This window comes from Domibacillus sp. F004, from assembly GCF_057814295.1.
The window spans coordinates 228,933-246,082 of record NZ_JBVATB010000001.1 but is presented as its reverse complement, the minus strand read 5'-3'; the positions used below and the strand labels follow the sequence as shown (position 1 = coordinate 246,082).

The window sequence follows — 17,150 nt, the reverse complement described above, 5'->3', positions numbered from 1 at the left end:
CGACTTTTCTCATCGCGGCAAGACAATTTTTTTGTTTTCTTTTGATTCTTTATAAAGAACAACCGTATGGCCGATCAATTGAACAAGTTCGGCTTTTGCTCCTTTTGCCAATGCTTTTGCCACGTCATTTTTATCATCTTCATTATTTTGCAAAATACTAATTTTAATAAGTTCGCGTACTTCAAGTGCTTCTGCAATTTGCGCGGTCATGTTATTGTTCACGCCGCCTTTTCCTACTTGAAAAATAGGTGTAATGTGATGTGCTTCTGCACGCAAAAATCGTTTTTGTTTTCCTGTTAACATGTTTACCCTCCAAGCCTTTCTTGCACTATTTTCATCATCCGTTTCGGGTCTGGAAATGTATCTGTCCATTTTTCAAACGCAAGCGCTCCTTGGTATGCAAACATTTTCATACCATTTTGTACACGCGCACCATGCTCTCTGGCCTCTTTCATAATCAACGTTTCAGCAGGATTATAAATAATGTCTGATAGAAAAGCATCTGAGCAAATGTTTGTTAATTGAATCGGTGACGCGTCTACTTTTGGAGACATGCCTATAGATGTTGTTTGAATAATAATATTATAATCAGCAAGGTGCTTTTCTGCTTCTGCTATTGTCAAAGCAGCGGTTTCAATTGCATATGGACAGCGTTCTTTTAACTGCAGCGCGTTGTCAATCGTACGATTTGCAATATCAACTTGTTTAGCACCCTGTTGTCCAAGGGTGTAATAAATAGCGCGTGCCGCACCTCCTGCACCAATAATTAAGATACGTTTATCCAAAACAGACTGGCCATACTCTTCATGCAAACCGCGAATAAATCCTTCACCGTCTGTATTATAGCCAATAAAGCGTCCTTCTTTATTTACAACCGTATTAACAGCACCAATCGCGGCAGCGAGCGGATCCACTTCATCTAAAAGGGGTATAATCGCTGTTTTATGCGGCACGGTTATGTTAAATCCGGCAACACCGAGTGCTTTCATGCCTGTGATGGCTGCCGGCAAGTTTTCTCCCGTAACGTGGAATGGCTGATAATGTGCATCGATTCCAAGCAATGCAAAGGCATCATTTTGCATTAATGGGGACATTGAATGCCCGATTGGATCCCCGATTATTCCATATAATTTTTTCATTTGACTTTCCACCTTTAAATTAACGACTTGCGAAGTGTAACTGCCGCTCCTTTTGGCACGTATGCAGCCACTTTTGATCCTGCTTCATTCACTGTAATCCAACCGAGGCCCGAGAACACAATATCGGTTTTCGCTTCTTTAATTGTCCATTCTTGCCGCATAAATTCAAGTGCTTCTCCACCTTTTCCAGCCGGTGTTAACAATTCTCCTGCATGGTTCTCATACAATTCATCCGCTTTGTCTATTTTTGTACGGTGTATGTCAATGTCATTAGACAAATAGCAAATAAAGGAACGTCTTCCGCCACTGATATAGTCAAATCGGGCAAGGCCGCCAAAAAAAAGCGTCTGTCCTTCATTTAATTGAAAGGCTTTCGGCTTAATTTCTTTTTTCGGCAAAAGCACTTTCAGTTCTTCTTTGTCAATGAAATGGGCCATTTGATGATGGTTAATGATGCCAGGCGTATCAACAAGTACGTGGCCATCTGAAAGCGGAATTTCAATCATATCAAGTGTCGTACCCGGAAAATGAGATGTGGTAATAAGATCGCCTTCACCGGTGATCTCTTTAATAATGCGATTAATAAACGTTGATTTTCCCACATTTGTACAACCGACAACGTATACATCCTTTCCGTTCCGGTAATGTTCAATGGCGTCTGCTGCATCACGAACTGCTTTTCCTTGCGATGCACTGATTAACAATACATCGATCGGTTTTAAACCAAGTTGACTCGCTTCGTGGCGCATCCAATGAATCAGTTTTTCCCGCTTCACAGATTTCGGTAGTAGATCAGATTTATTTCCGATTAAAAGCACGGGATTTTTCCCAGCAAAACGATGCAGCCCCGGCAGCCAGCTTCCGTTAAAGTCAAAAATGTCAACAATTTTCACAATTAGTGATTCTGTTTCGCCAACCGTATTTAAAATTTTTAAAAAGTCATCGTCTGTAAGTGCTACATCTTGCACTTCATTGTAATGTTTCAGTCTGAAGCAGCGTTTGCAGACAATCATTTCTTTTTCAAGTGCTGATGCGGGTGCATAGCCAAGACCATCCGAATTTGTCGTTTGAATGGTAACGCCGCATCCTTCACACGTTATTTGTTTATTATTCACTGTCTTTCCTCCCATTGAATCATTCCTTTACGGCGGAAAAAGTTCATTAACTGACGTTCAATTTTTCGATTAATTCTTGTCCAAAAACCGTCTGTTGCCGCGATAGGAATAACCAAAATTGTGTGAATTCCACTCCGATTGCCACCGAATACGTCGGTTAACAGCTGATCTCCTATTACAACTGTTTCACTTTTTTGTACATTCAATAACTTAATCGCTTTTCTAAATGCACGCCCCATCGGTTTTCTCGCTTCAAAAATATACGGTAAATCCAAGGGCGTTGAAAACGAGCTAACTCGGTTTTGATTATTATTAGAAACGATGAGAACTTTAATGCCTGCATCGCGCATTTTATTAAACCAGTCTAATAATTCCGGTGTTGCATCTGGACGATCCCATGCTACGAGCGTATTATCTAAATCCGTAATAATTGCTTTAATCCCTTTTTGCGCCAGACGTTCCGGTTCTATTTCCAAAATGCTTTTTACTTGCTCATTTGGCAAAAATAATTTCAGCACAATTTACACCTCTAATTTCAGTCTTACCATCTTATCATAGCTGATTTTTTCATATGTGACAAAACAATAATAAGTCCAAAAACATTTCGACAATTTTCCCGCTTCTAACATGTGGATAACTTTATGCACAAATCCACAGCTTATATATCAAGACTTCTGCCACTTATTACACATCTTCCTCTTACTTATCCACTTCCCCTGTGGAAAAAAGAACGATTGTTCTATAATTATTTTTTTGGTACACTAGAGCAAAGCTTCACTACTACTTTTTTTTGGAGATGAGTATCTATGCGAACACTGTCCGATCGTTTACTTCTTTTTTCCTATGAAAAAGCGACAAAGCTTAAATTAAATGACGAATTCATTGTCCTAATCGAACAAGAATTGAAACGCCGTCTACTCCATCAACAAGAAAACCCCTCTAAAAAGTAATATAAACAGATCTCCCGCATACGATAATCGATAAAGGGGGGATCATCATGATTGAACTGGCTGCCGCTCTCTCTTTTTTACTGAAAGAAGCGGTTTTTTTCGTTTCTTATGTGAAACATAATGCCTTTCCACACCCACTCTCTGCTGAAGACGAAAAGAAATATCTAGCACTCCATGAGCAGGGAGATCGCCATGCTCGCACAAAACTGATTGAGCATAACTTGAGACTCGTCGCCCACATTGTCAAAAAATTCGAAAAGACAAACGAAGACACAGAAGATTTGATCTCCATCGGTACGATCGGGTTAATTAAAGGCATCGAAAGCTACTCTGGCAAAAAAGGAACGAAACTGGCGACCTATGCAGCACGATGTATTGAAAATGAAATTCTCATGTATTTTCGCACATTGAAGAAAACAAAAAAAGACGTCTCTTTATACGACCCCGTTGGACGTGATAAAGAGGGAAACGAAATTAGCTTGCTTGATCTATTAAAAACAGAAGATGAAGATATCGCTGCACGTCTGTCAATGGAAATGGATATTGAACAGATGAAAAGCTGCCTTTCTGTCTTAGACGCGCGGGAAATTGCTGTCATTGCTGCCCGGTACGGCATTGGCAACGGACGTGATAAAACACAGCGGGAAATTGCTGCCGAAATGAATATTTCACGCAGCTATGTGTCAAGAATCGAAAAGCGGGCCCTAGCTAAAATGATGCAGGAATTCAAGAAACTTTCAACAAAACAAAAAAGAGGCCCAAAAGAAACTCTTTTGGAGCACCCTTCCACTCGTCTGCCTTCAGTCGATTGATACAGAAATCATAACGCCTGTTACAGTCGCCAGCAATAACCCTAAAATCATCATAACCATTCTGCAACACTCCTTTTCAAGTCCACTTCTATCGTTTCTATTACTTTATCATAAAATGACGGCTTTGTTATCGTTTTCTTACTCTTTTCCAAGTTCTTCTGCCATTTTCATGACGAGATTTGCCGAATGAAGACCTGCTTTTGGCAAGAACTGCTCAAATGAAATATCGGACTCTTTTCCCGCAATATCAGAAAGTGCACGAATAATGACAAATGGAACATTAAATTGATGAGCCACTTGTGCGATCGCTGCTGCTTCCATTTCAACTGCCTGCAAATCCCTAAATTTTTCTGCAATAGCCTGTACACGTACCGGATCATTCATAAATGAATCTCCTGTCGCAATTAATCCTTTTACTGTTTTCACTTTTTGATCGACTTCTGCGCATGCAGCAGCGATTTCAACGAGACGCGCATCTGCTATAAACGCCGCCGGCAGCTGCGGTACTTGGCCATATTCATATCCAAATGCTGTCACATCTACATCATGATGACGCACTTCAGAAGAAATAACGATATCGCCAACCTGTAGTTCCGGAGAAAGCCCACCTGCAGATCCCGTATTTATGATGACATCCGGTTGGAATTCATGAATAAGTACAGAAGTCGTCATGGCGGCATTTACTTTCCCAATTCCCGAACGAAGCAAGATGACATCAACACCACGTAATGTACCGGTTGTGTACTCGCTTCCAGCAATTGTCTTTACCTCTTTATTTTCCATCGCTTCACGTAAAATCAATACTTCCTCTTCCATAGCACCAATAATGGCAATTTTCATTATAAACCGCTCCTTCTTCTCTTTCCCACCAAAAAACCCGCCGTCAAAGCGGGCTCTTGATTAACGTGCTTTATCGTTTTGTTCTAGCTTCAGTACTTTAACCGGTTTCCATCCTTGTCCCTCTATCCATTCAATGTAAACTCGGTACGCATCATTTTTATCTGCTTTAGGCGAAACCGTACCGATCGCTCCTTTAGGGCCATTTCCACTTATGTACCATACCGTCATGTCATCAGAACCGATACCTGTTGCATAGGAAAGTGCCTTTACTTTTTCCTGCCAGTCTGTTGAGCTTGTTTCAAATGAAGATGTATGAGTGCCTGATTGAGATGTGCCAACACCTTTCCAATTTGGATCCACAATCTCCTGTTCTACATTCGGCTCCGAACCTTCTGTTACCATCACTTTCTCAGTCGGTTCTTCTTTCACAGGCTCTTCTTTCACAGGTTCTTTTGTTTCAGCTACTTCTGGTTCCTCTTCTTTCTGTTCATTCTGATCTGTTACAGTAGCTGTCTGCTCTTTTGTCATTTTTTCTTCTTCCGGAGCAGCCGGTTCTTCATTATTTCCCCCGGCAAAAATCGTAAATCCGACAATAATGATAAGTAGTGCGACAACTGCAATAGCTGTATTTAAAATGCGGTTCGTTTTTCTCCTCTTTGTTTTGCGTTCTGCACGCGACGTTTGTTCCATTTTTTCTCCTCCTCGTTACGCCTCCATTTTAACACGTCTTCTTTACATGATAAATGAATTTACGCAAAAAAAAACGCAAAAGGCTCAAGCCTTAAGCGCTTTTTCATTTAACCGATGGAAACAATTTTTACATTCATTTCCCCGGCCGGCGTTTGAACGATCACTTTATCGCCGACACGTTTGCCAATCAAACTTTTTGCAATTGGTGAATCATTTGAAATTTTCCCTTCAAATGGATCCGCTTCTGCACTGCCGACAATTGTGTAACTTTCTTCTTCACCATCTGGCAACTCAATAAATGTAACGGTCTTGCCAAGTGAAACCTCATCGGAATTCACCGAATTTTCTTCAATAATTTTCGCGTTACGGATCATCGTTTCAATCGTACCAATCCGTCCTTCCACAAACGCCTGCTCTTCTTTCGCCGAATCATACTCGGAGTTTTCAGACAGGTCGCCGAAGCTGCGGGCAATTTTAATACGCTCGACCACTTCTTTACGCTTTACTGATTTCAAATGCTCTAATTCTTGTTCTAATTTTTCTTTACCTTCCAGTGTCATCATGTATACTTTTTCGTTCGACAACTTTTTCCACTCCTTTAATGTTCAAAAAAGGCATTGAAATATGAGCGCGCACCCTCTTAAAGAGGGCGCGCGTTTTCCAAATTATATGCCTGTTTCATAAAAACATACTATAAAATATCTTTTTGTTCAAGATTTGTTTACGTTTACGAACAACTTAATGTCCATTAAGCCGCGCAAAAGTTACATTACAGCCCTTTCCGCATCATATCATCTTTTGATACAGGACGATCCACTTTAAATTGAACAATTTGAAGCGGATGACGAGCAGCTTCTAGCTCATTGCCATCTTCATCGACGACAGTTCCAACAACTTGAGTAAATGTGTCCATGTCCGGACCGAAAAATTCAACTGTATCACCCGGACGAAAAAAGTTACGTTGCTGCAATGTGACAATTTGTGTGTCTTCGTCATAATCTACGACAAGGCCGGTAAAGTCATGAGAGGCTTTTTTGCCATGCACACCAAATAACTGCTCATCCGCACCCGGTATACCTTCAAAGAATGCTGGTGCTGCTGGACGATTTGCACATTTCTCAAGTTCTTCTAACCATTCAGGCTGAATAGCGAAGTTTTCTGGATCAGCGCAATAAGCATCAATAACTTTTCTGTATACACCGACCACTGTTGCGATGTAATGAATCGATTTCATTCTTCCTTCAATTTTCAAGCTGTCAATGCCAAGCTCAACAAGCCCTGGAATCGACTGAAGCAACCGCAAATCTTTCGGACTCATCGCAAAGGGTGAATCACTGTCCGTCGTCAGTGCCGTTTCTTCGCCATCTTTCATCTCAACAAGATTGTAATCCCAGCGGCATGACTGACAGCAGCCACCGCGGTTTGAATCGCGCGCTGTCATATGATTGCTTAGCACACAACGTCCCGAATACGCGATACACATAGCACCATGAACAAACGTTTCGATTTCAATATCGACTTTTTCTTTCATAAGACGCATTTCTTCTCCTGTCGTCTCACGAGCTAAAACAACCCGGTCCAGCCCTTCCTCTTTCCAATATTGAACGGCTCTCCAGTTAGACAATGACTGCTGTGTGCTTAAATGTACTTCCACATTTGGTGCAACTCGGCGGCACGTTTCAATAATAAGCGGATCCGCAACGATAATGCCCGCTATACCTACTTCTCCAAGACCACGCAAATACTCTTCAAGACCATCAATATTTTCATTGTGTGCAAAAATATTCGTTGTCACGTACACTTTGGCCCCATACCGTTGTGCAAATGCAACGCCTTCTTTCATATCATCAAATGTAAAATTACCAGCGTTGGAACGGAGGCTGTATTCCTGACCACCAATATATACCGCATCAGCTCCATAGCGGACAGCAATTTTTAATTTTTCAAGTGTTCCAGCCGGTGCAAGCAGTTCCGGTTTTTTTACAATGACTCGCTTGCCGTCGACAATCGTTGAAATACGGTCGTTTTTTATAGCATCCATCATTGTTTCCTCCTAATAAACCGTTTCTTTAAAGAAAAAGCCTGAATCCAGCGGTCGATGGTCTTGCTGAAGAGCTTCTGCTGCTTCAAGCAATTCTTCTTTTTCATCTTCATATTGATCCGGGTTTTCAACACATAAATCAATTGCTTTTCGATACAACTTTGTCACCGCAACACGATAATCTTCTGTTTGAAGAACGCCGTCAATTTTAAATGAATCGATGCCTGCTTCAATCATCTCCTGCAGCTCATCAATAATGCACATATCATTTGGACTCATAATATGCGTGCCATTTTCATCTTCATAAATCGGGTATCTATTGCCTCTTTCTTCATCATGCAGAAGCATATTTTGCGTCCCTTGCCGCTTTTGAATCTCCATCTTTTTTCCCATGTATTCAAAGTAATGACCAAGAAGTGGCCGTTTTGACTGGAACATACATGTCATGCCATGCACCTGCACTTCAATCGCCACTTCAGCATTTTCTTTCGTTTCAATAATCGCATCCATGCTAAGTTCCCGTGAAAGCACGGCACGGACAGAACCGCGTTTCCCCCAGTAGTTTGCAGTATACCAGTTTGTCGCAATCGTCTCTGGACTCCAATGAAGAGGGAAACCCGGGGCAGATGAGCGAACGGCCATTAAGACCGCCGGATCGCCAAATACGATAGCATCAGCTCCTGATTTTTTTATGAATTGTACGTATTCATCCAGTTCTTCAGCAATTTTATTGTGAAAAATGGCATTCACGGCAACATATGCTTTTTTCCCATATGCATGTGCCAATGTAACGGCTTCTTGTATTTGTGCGCGGCTGAATTCGCCAGCAAGACGAAGACCATATCGCTGCTCACCTACTACAAAAGCATCAGCACCGGCTTCAATTTGTCTTTTTATCTCACCAACGCTGCCTGGGGTCACTAGTAATTCCGGTTTTGTCACTTTTCCTCACTCCGTTTTATGCTAACAGCAATTCCATCACCCGACGGTAAAATCATTGTCTCAAAATCAGGATTTGTCATCAGCCATTCATTATAATCTGTAATTTTTTGTACCATTTTCTCTATTCGTTTTGAAGGTGTTTCTACTCCTGCAGCGTATCCTTTGAATAATACGTTATCAGAATAAATGACGCCATTCGGTGCAAGCATCGGTGCGTATAAATCAAAAAAACGTCGGTATTGCCCCTTGGCTGCATCAATAAAAATGGCATCAAACGGTCCATACTTTTCCGCTTCTTCTGCCAGTTCAAGCGCATCACCAAACAATATATGTACGCGCCCCATGTCATTTGAACGACCTATATTTTGAAGTGCCTGTTCATGCCGCTCGCTGTCCCGCTCCATCGTTGTAACATGAAGACCAGGTACAGCCTCTGCCATCCGAAGCGCTGAGTAGCCTATCGCTGTTCCAATTTCGAGCAAACGCGCCGGTTTTTGAAGCTTTAACATCGTAATTAACGTTTCCATGCCCACTGGCTCCATAATAGGCACACGGTGTTTTAGTGCGTACTGCTCCATTTCCGCAAACAATTCCTCGCGTTCCGGAAGCAGCGATTCAATGTAGCGGTGTATATCGTCTTCCATGAAATTATGACCTCTTTTCTAAGAAAAAGAGAAAGCTGTATTAGCTTTCCCAAGTCTTCTGTGCCGGAATTATTCTATCATAGAAAAGAGAGAAAATCCATGTGCGTTTCTTATTGATCATTTGTAATATATTTTTGTTTAAGTGCATTATGTTCATCCAATGTTTTTGAATAATATACATCCCCTGCAGGTGAAGCAAGGAAGTATAAATAATCTGTCTGTACCGGTTCTAGAACTGCTTCCATCGAGTCCCTTCCGCTGTTGCCGATCGGTCCTGGTGTCAGCCCTTTTACTTGGTATGTGTTATAAGGTGAATTAACTTCAAGATCTTTATATAAAACACGATCCTGATGTGTACCTTTTGCGTATAAAATGGTTGGGTCTGTTTGCAAAGGCATATCTATTTTCATTCGATTAAAAAAGACACTGGCGATTTTTTTACGGTCTGTTTTGCCGGTTGCTTCTTCTTCAACGAGTGAAGCAATTGTTAAAAATTCATGAATGGTCATGCCGGATGCTTTAATTTGATTTGTATAGCTTTTAACAACTTCATCTGTCTTTGCGATCATTTCTTCCGCGAGTTCTTCAACAGATTGAGCGCCAGGCGTCACTTCATAGGTTGCCGGGTATAAATATCCTTCAAGCGGATAACGAATATTTTCATTGAGCACTGCTTTTGTAACAACGGCTGGATACGTTTCGATCATTTTTTGGACAAATGCATCGTTATTAAGCGACTTGAGTACATCTTCCGGATCATGATCTGTTGCAGAAGCTATGAGCTCAGCTATTTGTGTCAATTGATAGCCTTCTGGAATCGAAATCTTTCCATCTGCTAAACCTGTCACCTTTCCTTCTTTTAACGCTGCGATAATTTCTTCAGGCGTCATTGAAGGAGATAGTGTATATTCACCTGCCTGAAAATCGCCTTCCCCTCTATATTTTACATAATATTTAAAGAGAGTCGCGTTTTTAACAATGCCGCCTTCTTCAAGTCTCTGTGAAATAGAAGATAAACTTGATCCTAGCGGAATGGACACTGCTACTTCTTCCTCACTTGTTTCATCGGCCGGATTAACGGCACTTTGCCATACATAATACGCACCCGCAGCTCCTCCTATCATGATAAACAGGAGGAAAATAAGCACAAATAATACAGCTCGTTTCAGCCGCTTTTTTTTTCGACCGGCCGGCGGATATAGCTCATTCGACATAAAGATCCCCTTTCGACAATATCTTGCATTTTTTCTTATTATACAAGAACATTATCAAAAGAAAAAGAACAGGTGCTTATTAGCTGCCTGTTCTTTTAAAAATTATTCTTGCTCTTCATCATCGAGGAATGTGTTAAGCATTTCTTCAATCATATCCCACTCTTCATCCGATTCGATCGGTTCAAGCTCTCCGTCTTCCCCATCTTCTTTTGGAATGAACGATGATGCATGAATTTCGATTTCTTCGTTATCATCTTCCTCTGCGCCTATAGGGAAATAAAGGACATATGATTTTTTAAATTCATCTGAATCAAATGTAAAAAGCACTTCACAAAGCTGCTCGTTGCCGTTTTCGTCAATTACTGTAATTTGTTTTTCGCCATGTTCCATAATTGGTCACCTCATTATTTTTGACTGTCGAGATATCCTTGCAGAATCATCATCGCTGCCATTTTATCGATCACTTTTTTACGTTTTTTCCGGCTGACATCTGCCTCTAATAATACACGTTCCGCTGCCATTGTCGTTAATCGCTCATCCCAGAGAATGGCAGGAAATCCGAATTTCTCCTCCAGCATCGCCGCAAAGCGCTGTGCTGCTTCTCCACGTGGACCAATTGTATTATTCATGTTCTTTGGAAAGCCAACGACAAATTTGCTCACGTCATGCTCGCGTACAAGTTCGCCGATCCGTTCCATGCCAAATTCACCGGCTTCTTCGTTAATCTTTATTGTTTCAATGCCCTGGGCTGTCCAGCCAAAGGCATCACTAATCGCGATGCCTACTGTTTTTGTGCCGGAATCAAGACCCATCGTTCTCATGATGTCGTATCCTCCTGCTGTTCTTTCAAGTACGTTTTGACAAGTTCTTCAATGATTTCATCCCGTTCTAGACGCCGAATTAAGTTACGTGCATCATTATGCCGCGGAATATAAGCCGGATCACCCGAAAGCAAATATCCGACAATTTGATTGATCGGATTGTAGCCTTTTTCTTCAAGTGCACTATGCACTTTAAACAATACTTCTTTTACATTCTCGTCATACGGTTCTTCAGGAAAGTTAAACCGCATTGTCTTGTCAAAAGAACTCACTGTCAGCACCTCACTTCATGCGGGGGCAAATTTAGCCCGCTCTTGTACGTTATGTTCATTGTACAACAATTAACGATATATTCAAATGGATTTCACCCATTCCTCGGCACATTTTAATGCTTCTTCCATTTTTGACGGATCTTTCCCGCCAGCCTGTGCCATATCTGCGCGTCCGCCACCGCCACCGCCGAGACGTCCTGCTACTTCTTTTACAAGTTTACCCGCATGGTATCCTTTTTCTGTTAAATCACCTGTCACAGCAGTGACCACATTTACTTTGCCCTCTGCTGCAGCAACAAGCACGATGATTCCAGGTGTCACTTTTTGTTTCAATTCATCTGCCATTGTACGCAGTGTATTCATATCTGAAGCCTGTACGCTTACGGCAAGAAGCTGGACACCATTAATCATTTGAATTTGGTCTGTTAAACTCCCTGCTTCTATGTTAGACAATTTCTTTGAAAGTGATTCATTTTCACGTTGTAATTCTTTTAACTCTGTCTGAATACTCTCCACTTTCACTAAAATATCTTTCGGATTTGATTTTAGTTTCGTTGCGGTTTCTTTCAACAGTTGTGCCTGATTGTTCAAATAAAGGAAGGCGCCTTTACCTGTAACGGCTTCAATACGGCGTGTACCCGCACCAATACCACTTTCAGACAGGATTTTAAAGAGACCGATCTCTGCTGTATTGATCACATGACACCCGCCACATAACTCTAAGCTATAATCTCCTATCGATACAACACGGACGATATCTCCATATTTTTCACCGAACAATGCCATTGCACCCATCGCTTTCGCTTCTGCAATTGGTTTAAAGGCTATTTCCACTGCCATCCCTTGCCAAATTTTTTCGTTGACGATTGTTTCGACCTGCGCAAGTTCTTCTGCTGTTACTTGTCCAAAATGCGAAAAGTCAAAACGAAGACGGTCTGGATCAACGAGTGAACCTGCTTGATTTACATGTGTGCCTAGCACATCTTTTAGCGCTTGATGCATCAAATGTGTCGCTGTATGGTTTTTAATAATTTTTCCTCGTGACAGTACATCCACTTTCACTTTAACACTGCTGTCTGCTATTAATGTACCGGTTTCTACAACTGCGTGATGCACATTTTGACCATTCGGTGCTTTTTGCACATCTTTCACCGCAACGCGCACTGCATCAGATTCTAGTACGCCTTTATCAGCAATCTGTCCGCCGCTTTCAGCATAAAATGGTGTTTCTTTCAAAATAAATTGAATTTCATCGCCTTCATGGGCCTCATCAACTATCACTCCGTCTTTTATAATGACCGCGACTTTCGTGTCAACAGTGAGACAATCGTATGTGAATGTGCTTTCCGTCTTAATCGTTGATAGTATACCGCCTTGAACTTGCATCGAATCCGTATCTTGACGAGCTGCACGGGCGCGTTCACGCTGCTGCTTCATTTCTTGCTCAAATCCTGCGTGATCAGCTTTCATTCCTTCTTCTTCTGCATATTCTTCTGTCAGCTCAACGGGGAAACCGTACGTATCGTATAAGCGGAAAATATCTGCACCGGCAATAGTATCAGAGCCGGCTGCTCTCGCTTTTTCAATAACAGAAGACAAAATCGCCAGCCCTTCATTTAATGTTTCATGGAATCTTACTTCTTCATTTTTAATCACTTTTTGAATAAAGGCTGATTTTTCCATCACCTCTGGATAAAAATCGTTCATTACACTACCAACAACCGGCACAAGCTCATACATGAACGGGCGATTAATGCCAATTTGTTTTGCATAACGCACTGCACGGCGTAGTAAGCGGCGAAGGACATAGCCACGCCCTTCATTTGACGGAAGCGCGCCATCGCCAATAGCAAAGGCAACCGTACGAATATGGTCCGCAATCACTTTAAACGCAGTGTCTTTTTCTGCATTCACTCTGTATTTTTCGCCAGAAATCCGCTCTGTTTCACGGATAATCGGCATAAATAAATCCGTATCAAAGTTTGTTGGTACATTTTGAACGACCGATGCCATCCGCTCAAGGCCCATTCCTGTATCAATGTTCTTCTTCGGAAGCGGCGTATATGTGCCGTCTGGATTATGGTTAAACTCGGAAAAGACGAGATTCCATACTTCAAGATAACGATCATTTTCCCCTCCCGGGTACAATTCAGGATCATTTTCATCAGCGCCATATTCTTCGCCCCGATCGTAGAAAATTTCTGTATTCGGGCCGCTTGGACCTTCTCCTATATCCCAGAAATTCCCTTCAAGACGAATGATTCGATCATCTGGCACACCAATTTCATTTTTCCAGATCAAATACGCTTCTTCATCTTCTGGGTGAATCGTCACAGATAATTTATCTGCTTCAAAGCCGATCCACTTTTCGTCTGTTAAGAACTCCCATGCCCAGTGTATCGCTTCTTTTTTGAAATATTCTCCGATTGAAAAGTTCCCCAGCATTTCAAAAAATGTATGATGACGTGCTGTTTTACCAACGTTTTCAATATCATTCGTACGAATCGATTTTTGTGCATTTGTAATGCGTGGATTGTCTGGAATAATGCGTCCATCAAAATATTTCTTCAATGTGGCTACACCGCTGTTAATCCAGAGGAGGCTCGCATCGTCAATCGGAACAAGCGGTGCGCTCGGTTCCACACGATGGCCTTTCTCCTGAAAAAATTCTAAATATAGGCGGCGAATATCAGCGCCGGTTAATGTTTTCATTAAAAATTCCTCCTCAAAATATGTATCATTTAATTTGTGATAAATCGGAGAAAAGAACGAAAAGACAACAAAAAAAGCCCTATCCCCTAACAGGGACGAAGGCCTCTTCGCGGTACCACCCTGATTGCGAATCAACTTTATGATGACTCGCCTCTCAAACACCTTAACGCGGCATACGGCAATATTTCCTGCACTCGGGACCTAGCTTTCCATCATTCTTCATTCAGAATTCCTTCCAGCCTAGGGAACTCTTCTCTAATCGAATGGGCTATGATGTACTTTTGTCCTTCTCCGATTTGTCAAAATAGATTGATAATCGAATTATAAAAAGGATTAGGCCGTTTGTCAATGAAACTCACGACCATTCATCAATTGGACTAAGCGAGCCGTCTTCTTCCACTTGATGAATCACGAGACCGCCTTCTAGTTCAGACATTTCTACACAACAGTCGTGGCAATAAAACTGGCCAGCCCCAATTCTTCCAACTTCTCGGCTGCCGCAGTTCGGACAATATGTCATACTGTTCACTCCTACTTCTTTTAAAAGCAGTATTGTCCATACGGCGCGCTTTTATGCTTCAACCTGTAAAAAATCGTATGGTGTGACACGATCCATTCCGATCATTGGATCCACATTCATCCATGTCTCTTCCGTTAACTTCCCGGCAGCGGGCGGCAAAGAGGACGTTTCCTCTTCTGTAAGCCGCTCTGCCAGCGCCGTTTTTCGAATAAGGTCATCGTTTCTGGCTATCCCTATGTTAAAAGCCTCTTCTTCACCACACAAAATAAGAAATTGTTTGCTTCGCGTAATTGCGGTATAAAGCAAATTGCGCCGCAGCATCCGGTAATAACTTTTAACAACTGGTAAAATGACGATTGGAAACTCGCTTCCTTGCGATTTATGGATCGAGCAGCAAAATGCGTGTGTTATTTGATTTAAGTCATTGCGTGTATATGTTACTTCATTTCCTTCATATGAGACGATGATCATATCTTCTTTTTCCGTATTTTCTTTTGCGAAAAAGATGGCAACAATTTCGCCGATGTCACCATTAAAAACATTTTGTTCCGGCTGATTGATAAGCTGCAGCACTTTATCGCCAATTCGATATTTAATGGAACCGTATGGCAGTTCTTTTCGCCGGCCATCTGTGTTTGGATTGAGTACATTTTGCAGCACTTCATTCAATTTATCAATGCCTGCAGGTCCTTTGTACATCGGTGCGAGCACTTGAATATCACGGGGTTCGTATCCTTTTCCTGCTGCATTTTTAACGACCTTTTCAATGACTTCTGGAATTTGTTCAGTCCGGCAGCGAAGAAAAGAGCGGTCTTTTTGTGGCTGTGTAAGCGTATCAGGCACATGGCCGTCTTTTATGCTGTGCGCCAGGCTAATAATAGACGAGCCTTCTTCCTGTCGATAAATATCCGTTAAACGGACAGACGGAATCACTTGGGATGCCAGCATATCTCTTAATACTTGTCCGGGACCGACCGACGGCAGCTGATCCTCATCACCAACGAGCACAATTTGCATATCATCCGGTACCGCTTTAAACAGTTGGTGCGCAAGCCAAATGTCCACCATCGACATTTCATCCACAATTAACAGCCGTCCGGCGATTTCTTTTCCTTCTTCTTCTGGCTCTTCCTGTCCGTTAAAACCGAGCAGCCGGTGAATCGTAACCGCAGGCAGACCGGTCGATTCCATCATTCGCTTAGCTGCACGTCCAGTCGGCGCGCACAATTTAATTGGAAACGGCTCTTCTTTATCGTACCGCTTCGAATCAAGGGACAGTCCGTGCAGTTCACCGTATAGTTCAACAATCCCTTTAATAACAGTCGTTTTTCCGGTACCGGGTCCACCTGTTAAAATCATTAACGGAGATGACAGCGCCGTTTGAATTGCACGCTTTTGGGATGGTGCGTATGATATACCCGTACGATCTTCGAGTTCACCAAGCGCCAATAAAAATTCAGATTCAGGAAACGAATTTGACTCTTGATCGAGCACTCTCTGTATATTCGTCACAAGCCCTTTTTCCGAAAAATAAAGAGACGGCATATAGACGCGCTTATCTTCACCTGACACCTTTCCTTCTTCTTCAAGTTCGATAAGACGAGATGCAATAACGTCAAATTCAGCCGTGCCATTCGCACTTTTGTCCAGCAGTTCCTTTATATGGGTTAAAAGCGTGTCCGCTTCTACATAGCAATGCCCGTCTTGTAAGCATTGCTGTTCAAGCGTAAATAAAATCGCCGCTTTCAGCCGGTCCGGATGTGCCCCGCTGATCCCGATTTTCGCCCCAATTTCATCTGCACGGATAAAACCAATCCCATCAATGTCTTCCACAAGTTTATACGGATTTTCTTGAATAATATTTAATGACTCATTGAAATACATTTGATAAATTTTCATCGATAGCTGGGGCCCAAAGCCGAAATCATTTAATGCAATCATAATTTGTTCAAGACCCTGGTGTTGCATTAACGTTTCGTATAACATGTTGGCTTTTTCTACAGGAAGCCGCGGCACTTCTTTTAAACAGGTCCGGTCTGCAATAATTTTCGAAATCGCCTGTTCACCAAGTGTTTCAACAATCATTTCTGCTGTTTTTTTACCGATTCCTTTAAATAGATCGCCGGATAGATAGGTGATGACGCCCTGCTTCGTCTTTGGCATTTCTTTTTGTGCTGTCCTAGCAATAAACTGGCGTCCAAATCGTGGATGATCTTTAAATTGACCATGAAATATATACATCTCTTGCTCATGAACAGCGGGGAAATAACCCGTCACGACCGCTTCTTTTTCTTCATAATTTCCATCCGTTTCCGTGACGCGGACACGAAGAACAGTGTAAAAGTTTTCGGTATTCCGAAAAACCGTCACAATATGCCGTCCTTTTAGAAACTGTTCACCTTCTGTAAATAAATCTCTTTTCTCTTGTGCCACCGTGC

Annotated in this window: 19 protein-coding genes and 1 other annotated feature; of the genes, 2 read left to right on the top strand and 17 right to left on the bottom strand. The window is 42.0% G+C overall.

The annotated features are described in order from the left end of the window. Positions 1–9: 9 nt before the first annotated feature. From yhbY to ACZYRN_RS01295, 4 genes are read right to left on the bottom strand one after another with little or no spacing between them, the layout of a single operon-like run. Positions 10–303: a ribosome assembly RNA-binding protein YhbY gene (gene yhbY / locus ACZYRN_RS01310; protein ID WP_488909700.1), complete on the bottom strand. Its 294-nt coding sequence runs from the start codon at positions 301–303 to the stop codon at positions 10–12. Positions 304–305: 2 nt separating this feature from the next. Next, positions 306–1,139 carry a shikimate dehydrogenase gene (gene aroE / locus ACZYRN_RS01305; RefSeq protein ID WP_488909699.1) on the bottom strand — a complete coding sequence of 278 codons (834 nt, stop codon included), beginning with the start codon at positions 1,137–1,139 and terminating at the stop codon, positions 306–308. 14 nt (positions 1,140–1,153) lie between these two features. Next, positions 1,154–2,254 carry a ribosome biogenesis GTPase YqeH gene (yqeH, locus tag ACZYRN_RS01300; protein ID WP_488909698.1) on the bottom strand — a complete coding sequence of 367 codons (1,101 nt, stop codon included), beginning with the start codon at positions 2,252–2,254 and terminating at the stop codon, positions 1,154–1,156. Then, positions 2,251–2,772 carry a YqeG family HAD IIIA-type phosphatase gene (locus ACZYRN_RS01295; RefSeq protein WP_488909697.1) on the bottom strand — a complete coding sequence of 174 codons (522 nt, stop codon included), beginning with the start codon at positions 2,770–2,772 and terminating at the stop codon, positions 2,251–2,253. The genes yqeH and ACZYRN_RS01295 overlap by 4 nt, the downstream gene beginning before the upstream one ends. Positions 2,773–3,060: 288 nt before the next feature. Between ACZYRN_RS01295 and ACZYRN_RS01290 the strand changes: the two genes are divergently transcribed. Together ACZYRN_RS01290 and sigK are read left to right on the top strand one after the other, a co-directional pair. Further along, positions 3,061–3,204, top strand: coding sequence for a sporulation histidine kinase inhibitor Sda (locus ACZYRN_RS01290; RefSeq protein WP_488909696.1), 144 nt, complete (start codon positions 3,061–3,063; stop codon positions 3,202–3,204). Between the two features lie 47 nt (positions 3,205–3,251). After that, the gene (gene sigK / locus ACZYRN_RS01285; RefSeq protein ID WP_488909695.1) at positions 3,252–4,016 is read left to right on the top strand and encodes an RNA polymerase sporulation sigma factor SigK; all 765 of its coding nucleotides are present in this window, start codon (positions 3,252–3,254) and stop codon (positions 4,014–4,016) included. Positions 4,017–4,154: 138 nt separating this feature from the next. Here the strand turns inward: sigK and mtnN are convergent, their stop codons facing one another. The 13 genes from mtnN to recD2 all read right to left on the bottom strand — a co-directional run bounded on the left by mtnN (position 4,155) and on the right by recD2 (position 17,145). Next, complete coding sequence (gene mtnN, locus ACZYRN_RS01280) at positions 4,155–4,856, bottom strand: 5'-methylthioadenosine/S-adenosylhomocysteine nucleosidase (protein ID WP_488909694.1); 702 nt, start codon at positions 4,854–4,856, stop codon at positions 4,155–4,157. Between the two features lie 60 nt (positions 4,857–4,916). Beyond that, positions 4,917–5,546 (bottom strand): YrrS family protein, encoded by a 630-nt coding sequence (locus tag ACZYRN_RS01275; RefSeq protein WP_488909693.1) that lies wholly within the window; start codon positions 5,544–5,546, stop codon positions 4,917–4,919. Positions 5,547–5,653: 107 nt separating this feature from the next. Then, on the bottom strand, positions 5,654–6,130 hold the full coding sequence (gene greA, locus ACZYRN_RS01270) for a transcription elongation factor GreA (RefSeq protein ID WP_488909692.1): 477 nt from the start codon (positions 6,128–6,130) through the stop codon (positions 5,654–5,656). A gap of 185 nt (positions 6,131–6,315) precedes the next feature. Then, a complete protein-coding gene (locus ACZYRN_RS01265; protein WP_488909691.1) occupies positions 6,316–7,587 on the bottom strand; it encodes a peptidase U32 family protein in 1,272 nt (423 codons plus the stop codon). A gap of 12 nt (positions 7,588–7,599) precedes the next feature. Next, positions 7,600–8,529, bottom strand: coding sequence for a peptidase U32 family protein (locus ACZYRN_RS01260; RefSeq protein ID WP_488909690.1), 930 nt, complete (start codon positions 8,527–8,529; stop codon positions 7,600–7,602). Beyond that, the gene (locus tag ACZYRN_RS01255; RefSeq protein ID WP_488909689.1) at positions 8,526–9,173 is read right to left on the bottom strand and encodes an O-methyltransferase; all 648 of its coding nucleotides are present in this window, start codon (positions 9,171–9,173) and stop codon (positions 8,526–8,528) included. Before ACZYRN_RS01255 ends, ACZYRN_RS01260 begins: the two co-directional genes overlap by 4 nt. Positions 9,174–9,283: 110 nt before the next feature. Then, positions 9,284–10,387: an endolytic transglycosylase MltG gene (mltG, locus tag ACZYRN_RS01250; protein WP_488909688.1), complete on the bottom strand. Its 1,104-nt coding sequence runs from the start codon at positions 10,385–10,387 to the stop codon at positions 9,284–9,286. Positions 10,388–10,489: 102 nt separating this feature from the next. Further along, positions 10,490–10,777 carry a DUF1292 domain-containing protein gene (locus ACZYRN_RS01245; protein WP_488909687.1) on the bottom strand — a complete coding sequence of 96 codons (288 nt, stop codon included), beginning with the start codon at positions 10,775–10,777 and terminating at the stop codon, positions 10,490–10,492. A gap of 14 nt (positions 10,778–10,791) precedes the next feature. After that, positions 10,792–11,208 carry a Holliday junction resolvase RuvX gene (gene ruvX / locus ACZYRN_RS01240; RefSeq protein ID WP_488909686.1) on the bottom strand — a complete coding sequence of 139 codons (417 nt, stop codon included), beginning with the start codon at positions 11,206–11,208 and terminating at the stop codon, positions 10,792–10,794. Continuing rightward, positions 11,205–11,480, bottom strand: coding sequence for an IreB family regulatory phosphoprotein (locus ACZYRN_RS01235; RefSeq protein WP_488909685.1), 276 nt, complete (start codon positions 11,478–11,480; stop codon positions 11,205–11,207). The genes ruvX and ACZYRN_RS01235 overlap by 4 nt, the downstream gene beginning before the upstream one ends. 81 nt (positions 11,481–11,561) lie before the next feature. Beyond that, positions 11,562–14,192: an alanine--tRNA ligase gene (gene alaS / locus ACZYRN_RS01230; RefSeq protein WP_488909684.1), complete on the bottom strand. Its 2,631-nt coding sequence runs from the start codon at positions 14,190–14,192 to the stop codon at positions 11,562–11,564. Between the two features lie 88 nt (positions 14,193–14,280). Further along, positions 14,281–14,493 (bottom strand) — a binding site (T-box leader). A 54-nt stretch (positions 14,494–14,547) separates the two neighbouring features. Further along, complete coding sequence (locus tag ACZYRN_RS01225; RefSeq protein ID WP_488909683.1) at positions 14,548–14,712, bottom strand: hypothetical protein; 165 nt, start codon at positions 14,710–14,712, stop codon at positions 14,548–14,550. A gap of 51 nt (positions 14,713–14,763) precedes the next feature. Then, a complete protein-coding gene (gene recD2, locus ACZYRN_RS01220; protein ID WP_488909682.1) occupies positions 14,764–17,145 on the bottom strand; it encodes an SF1B family DNA helicase RecD2 in 2,382 nt (793 codons plus the stop codon). Between the last annotated feature and the right edge of the window lie 5 nt (positions 17,146–17,150).

Excerpts from the sequence above, each read along its gene's own strand:
- alaS (WP_488909684.1), bottom strand. The coding sequence starts at position 14,192 with ATGAAAACATTAACCGGCGCTGATATTCGCCGCCTATATTTAGAATTT.
- ACZYRN_RS01225 (WP_488909683.1), bottom strand. The coding sequence starts at position 14,712 with ATGACATATTGTCCGAACTGCGGCAGCCGAGAAGTTGGAAGAATTGGG.
- sigK (WP_488909695.1), top strand. The coding sequence starts at position 3,252 with ATGATTGAACTGGCTGCCGCTCTCTCTTTTTTACTGAAAGAAGCGGTT.
- ACZYRN_RS01255 (WP_488909689.1), bottom strand. The coding sequence starts at position 9,173 with ATGGAAGACGATATACACCGCTACATTGAATCGCTGCTTCCGGAACGC.
- ACZYRN_RS01265 (WP_488909691.1), bottom strand. The coding sequence starts at position 7,587 with ATGGATGCTATAAAAAACGACCGTATTTCAACGATTGTCGACGGCAAG.
- ruvX (WP_488909686.1), bottom strand. The coding sequence starts at position 11,208 with ATGAGAACGATGGGTCTTGATTCCGGCACAAAAACAGTAGGCATCGCG.
- mtnN (WP_488909694.1), bottom strand. The coding sequence starts at position 4,856 with ATGAAAATTGCCATTATTGGTGCTATGGAAGAGGAAGTATTGATTTTA.
- ACZYRN_RS01275 (WP_488909693.1), bottom strand. The coding sequence starts at position 5,546 with ATGGAACAAACGTCGCGTGCAGAACGCAAAACAAAGAGGAGAAAAACG.
- ACZYRN_RS01245 (WP_488909687.1), bottom strand. The coding sequence starts at position 10,777 with ATGGAACATGGCGAAAAACAAATTACAGTAATTGACGAAAACGGCAAC.
- mltG (WP_488909688.1), bottom strand. The coding sequence starts at position 10,387 with ATGTCGAATGAGCTATATCCGCCGGCCGGTCGAAAAAAAAAGCGGCTG.
- aroE (WP_488909699.1), bottom strand. The coding sequence starts at position 1,139 with ATGAAAAAATTATATGGAATAATCGGGGATCCAATCGGGCATTCAATG.
- ACZYRN_RS01290 (WP_488909696.1), top strand. The coding sequence starts at position 3,061 with ATGCGAACACTGTCCGATCGTTTACTTCTTTTTTCCTATGAAAAAGCG.
- yhbY (WP_488909700.1), bottom strand. The coding sequence starts at position 303 with ATGTTAACAGGAAAACAAAAACGATTTTTGCGTGCAGAAGCACATCAC.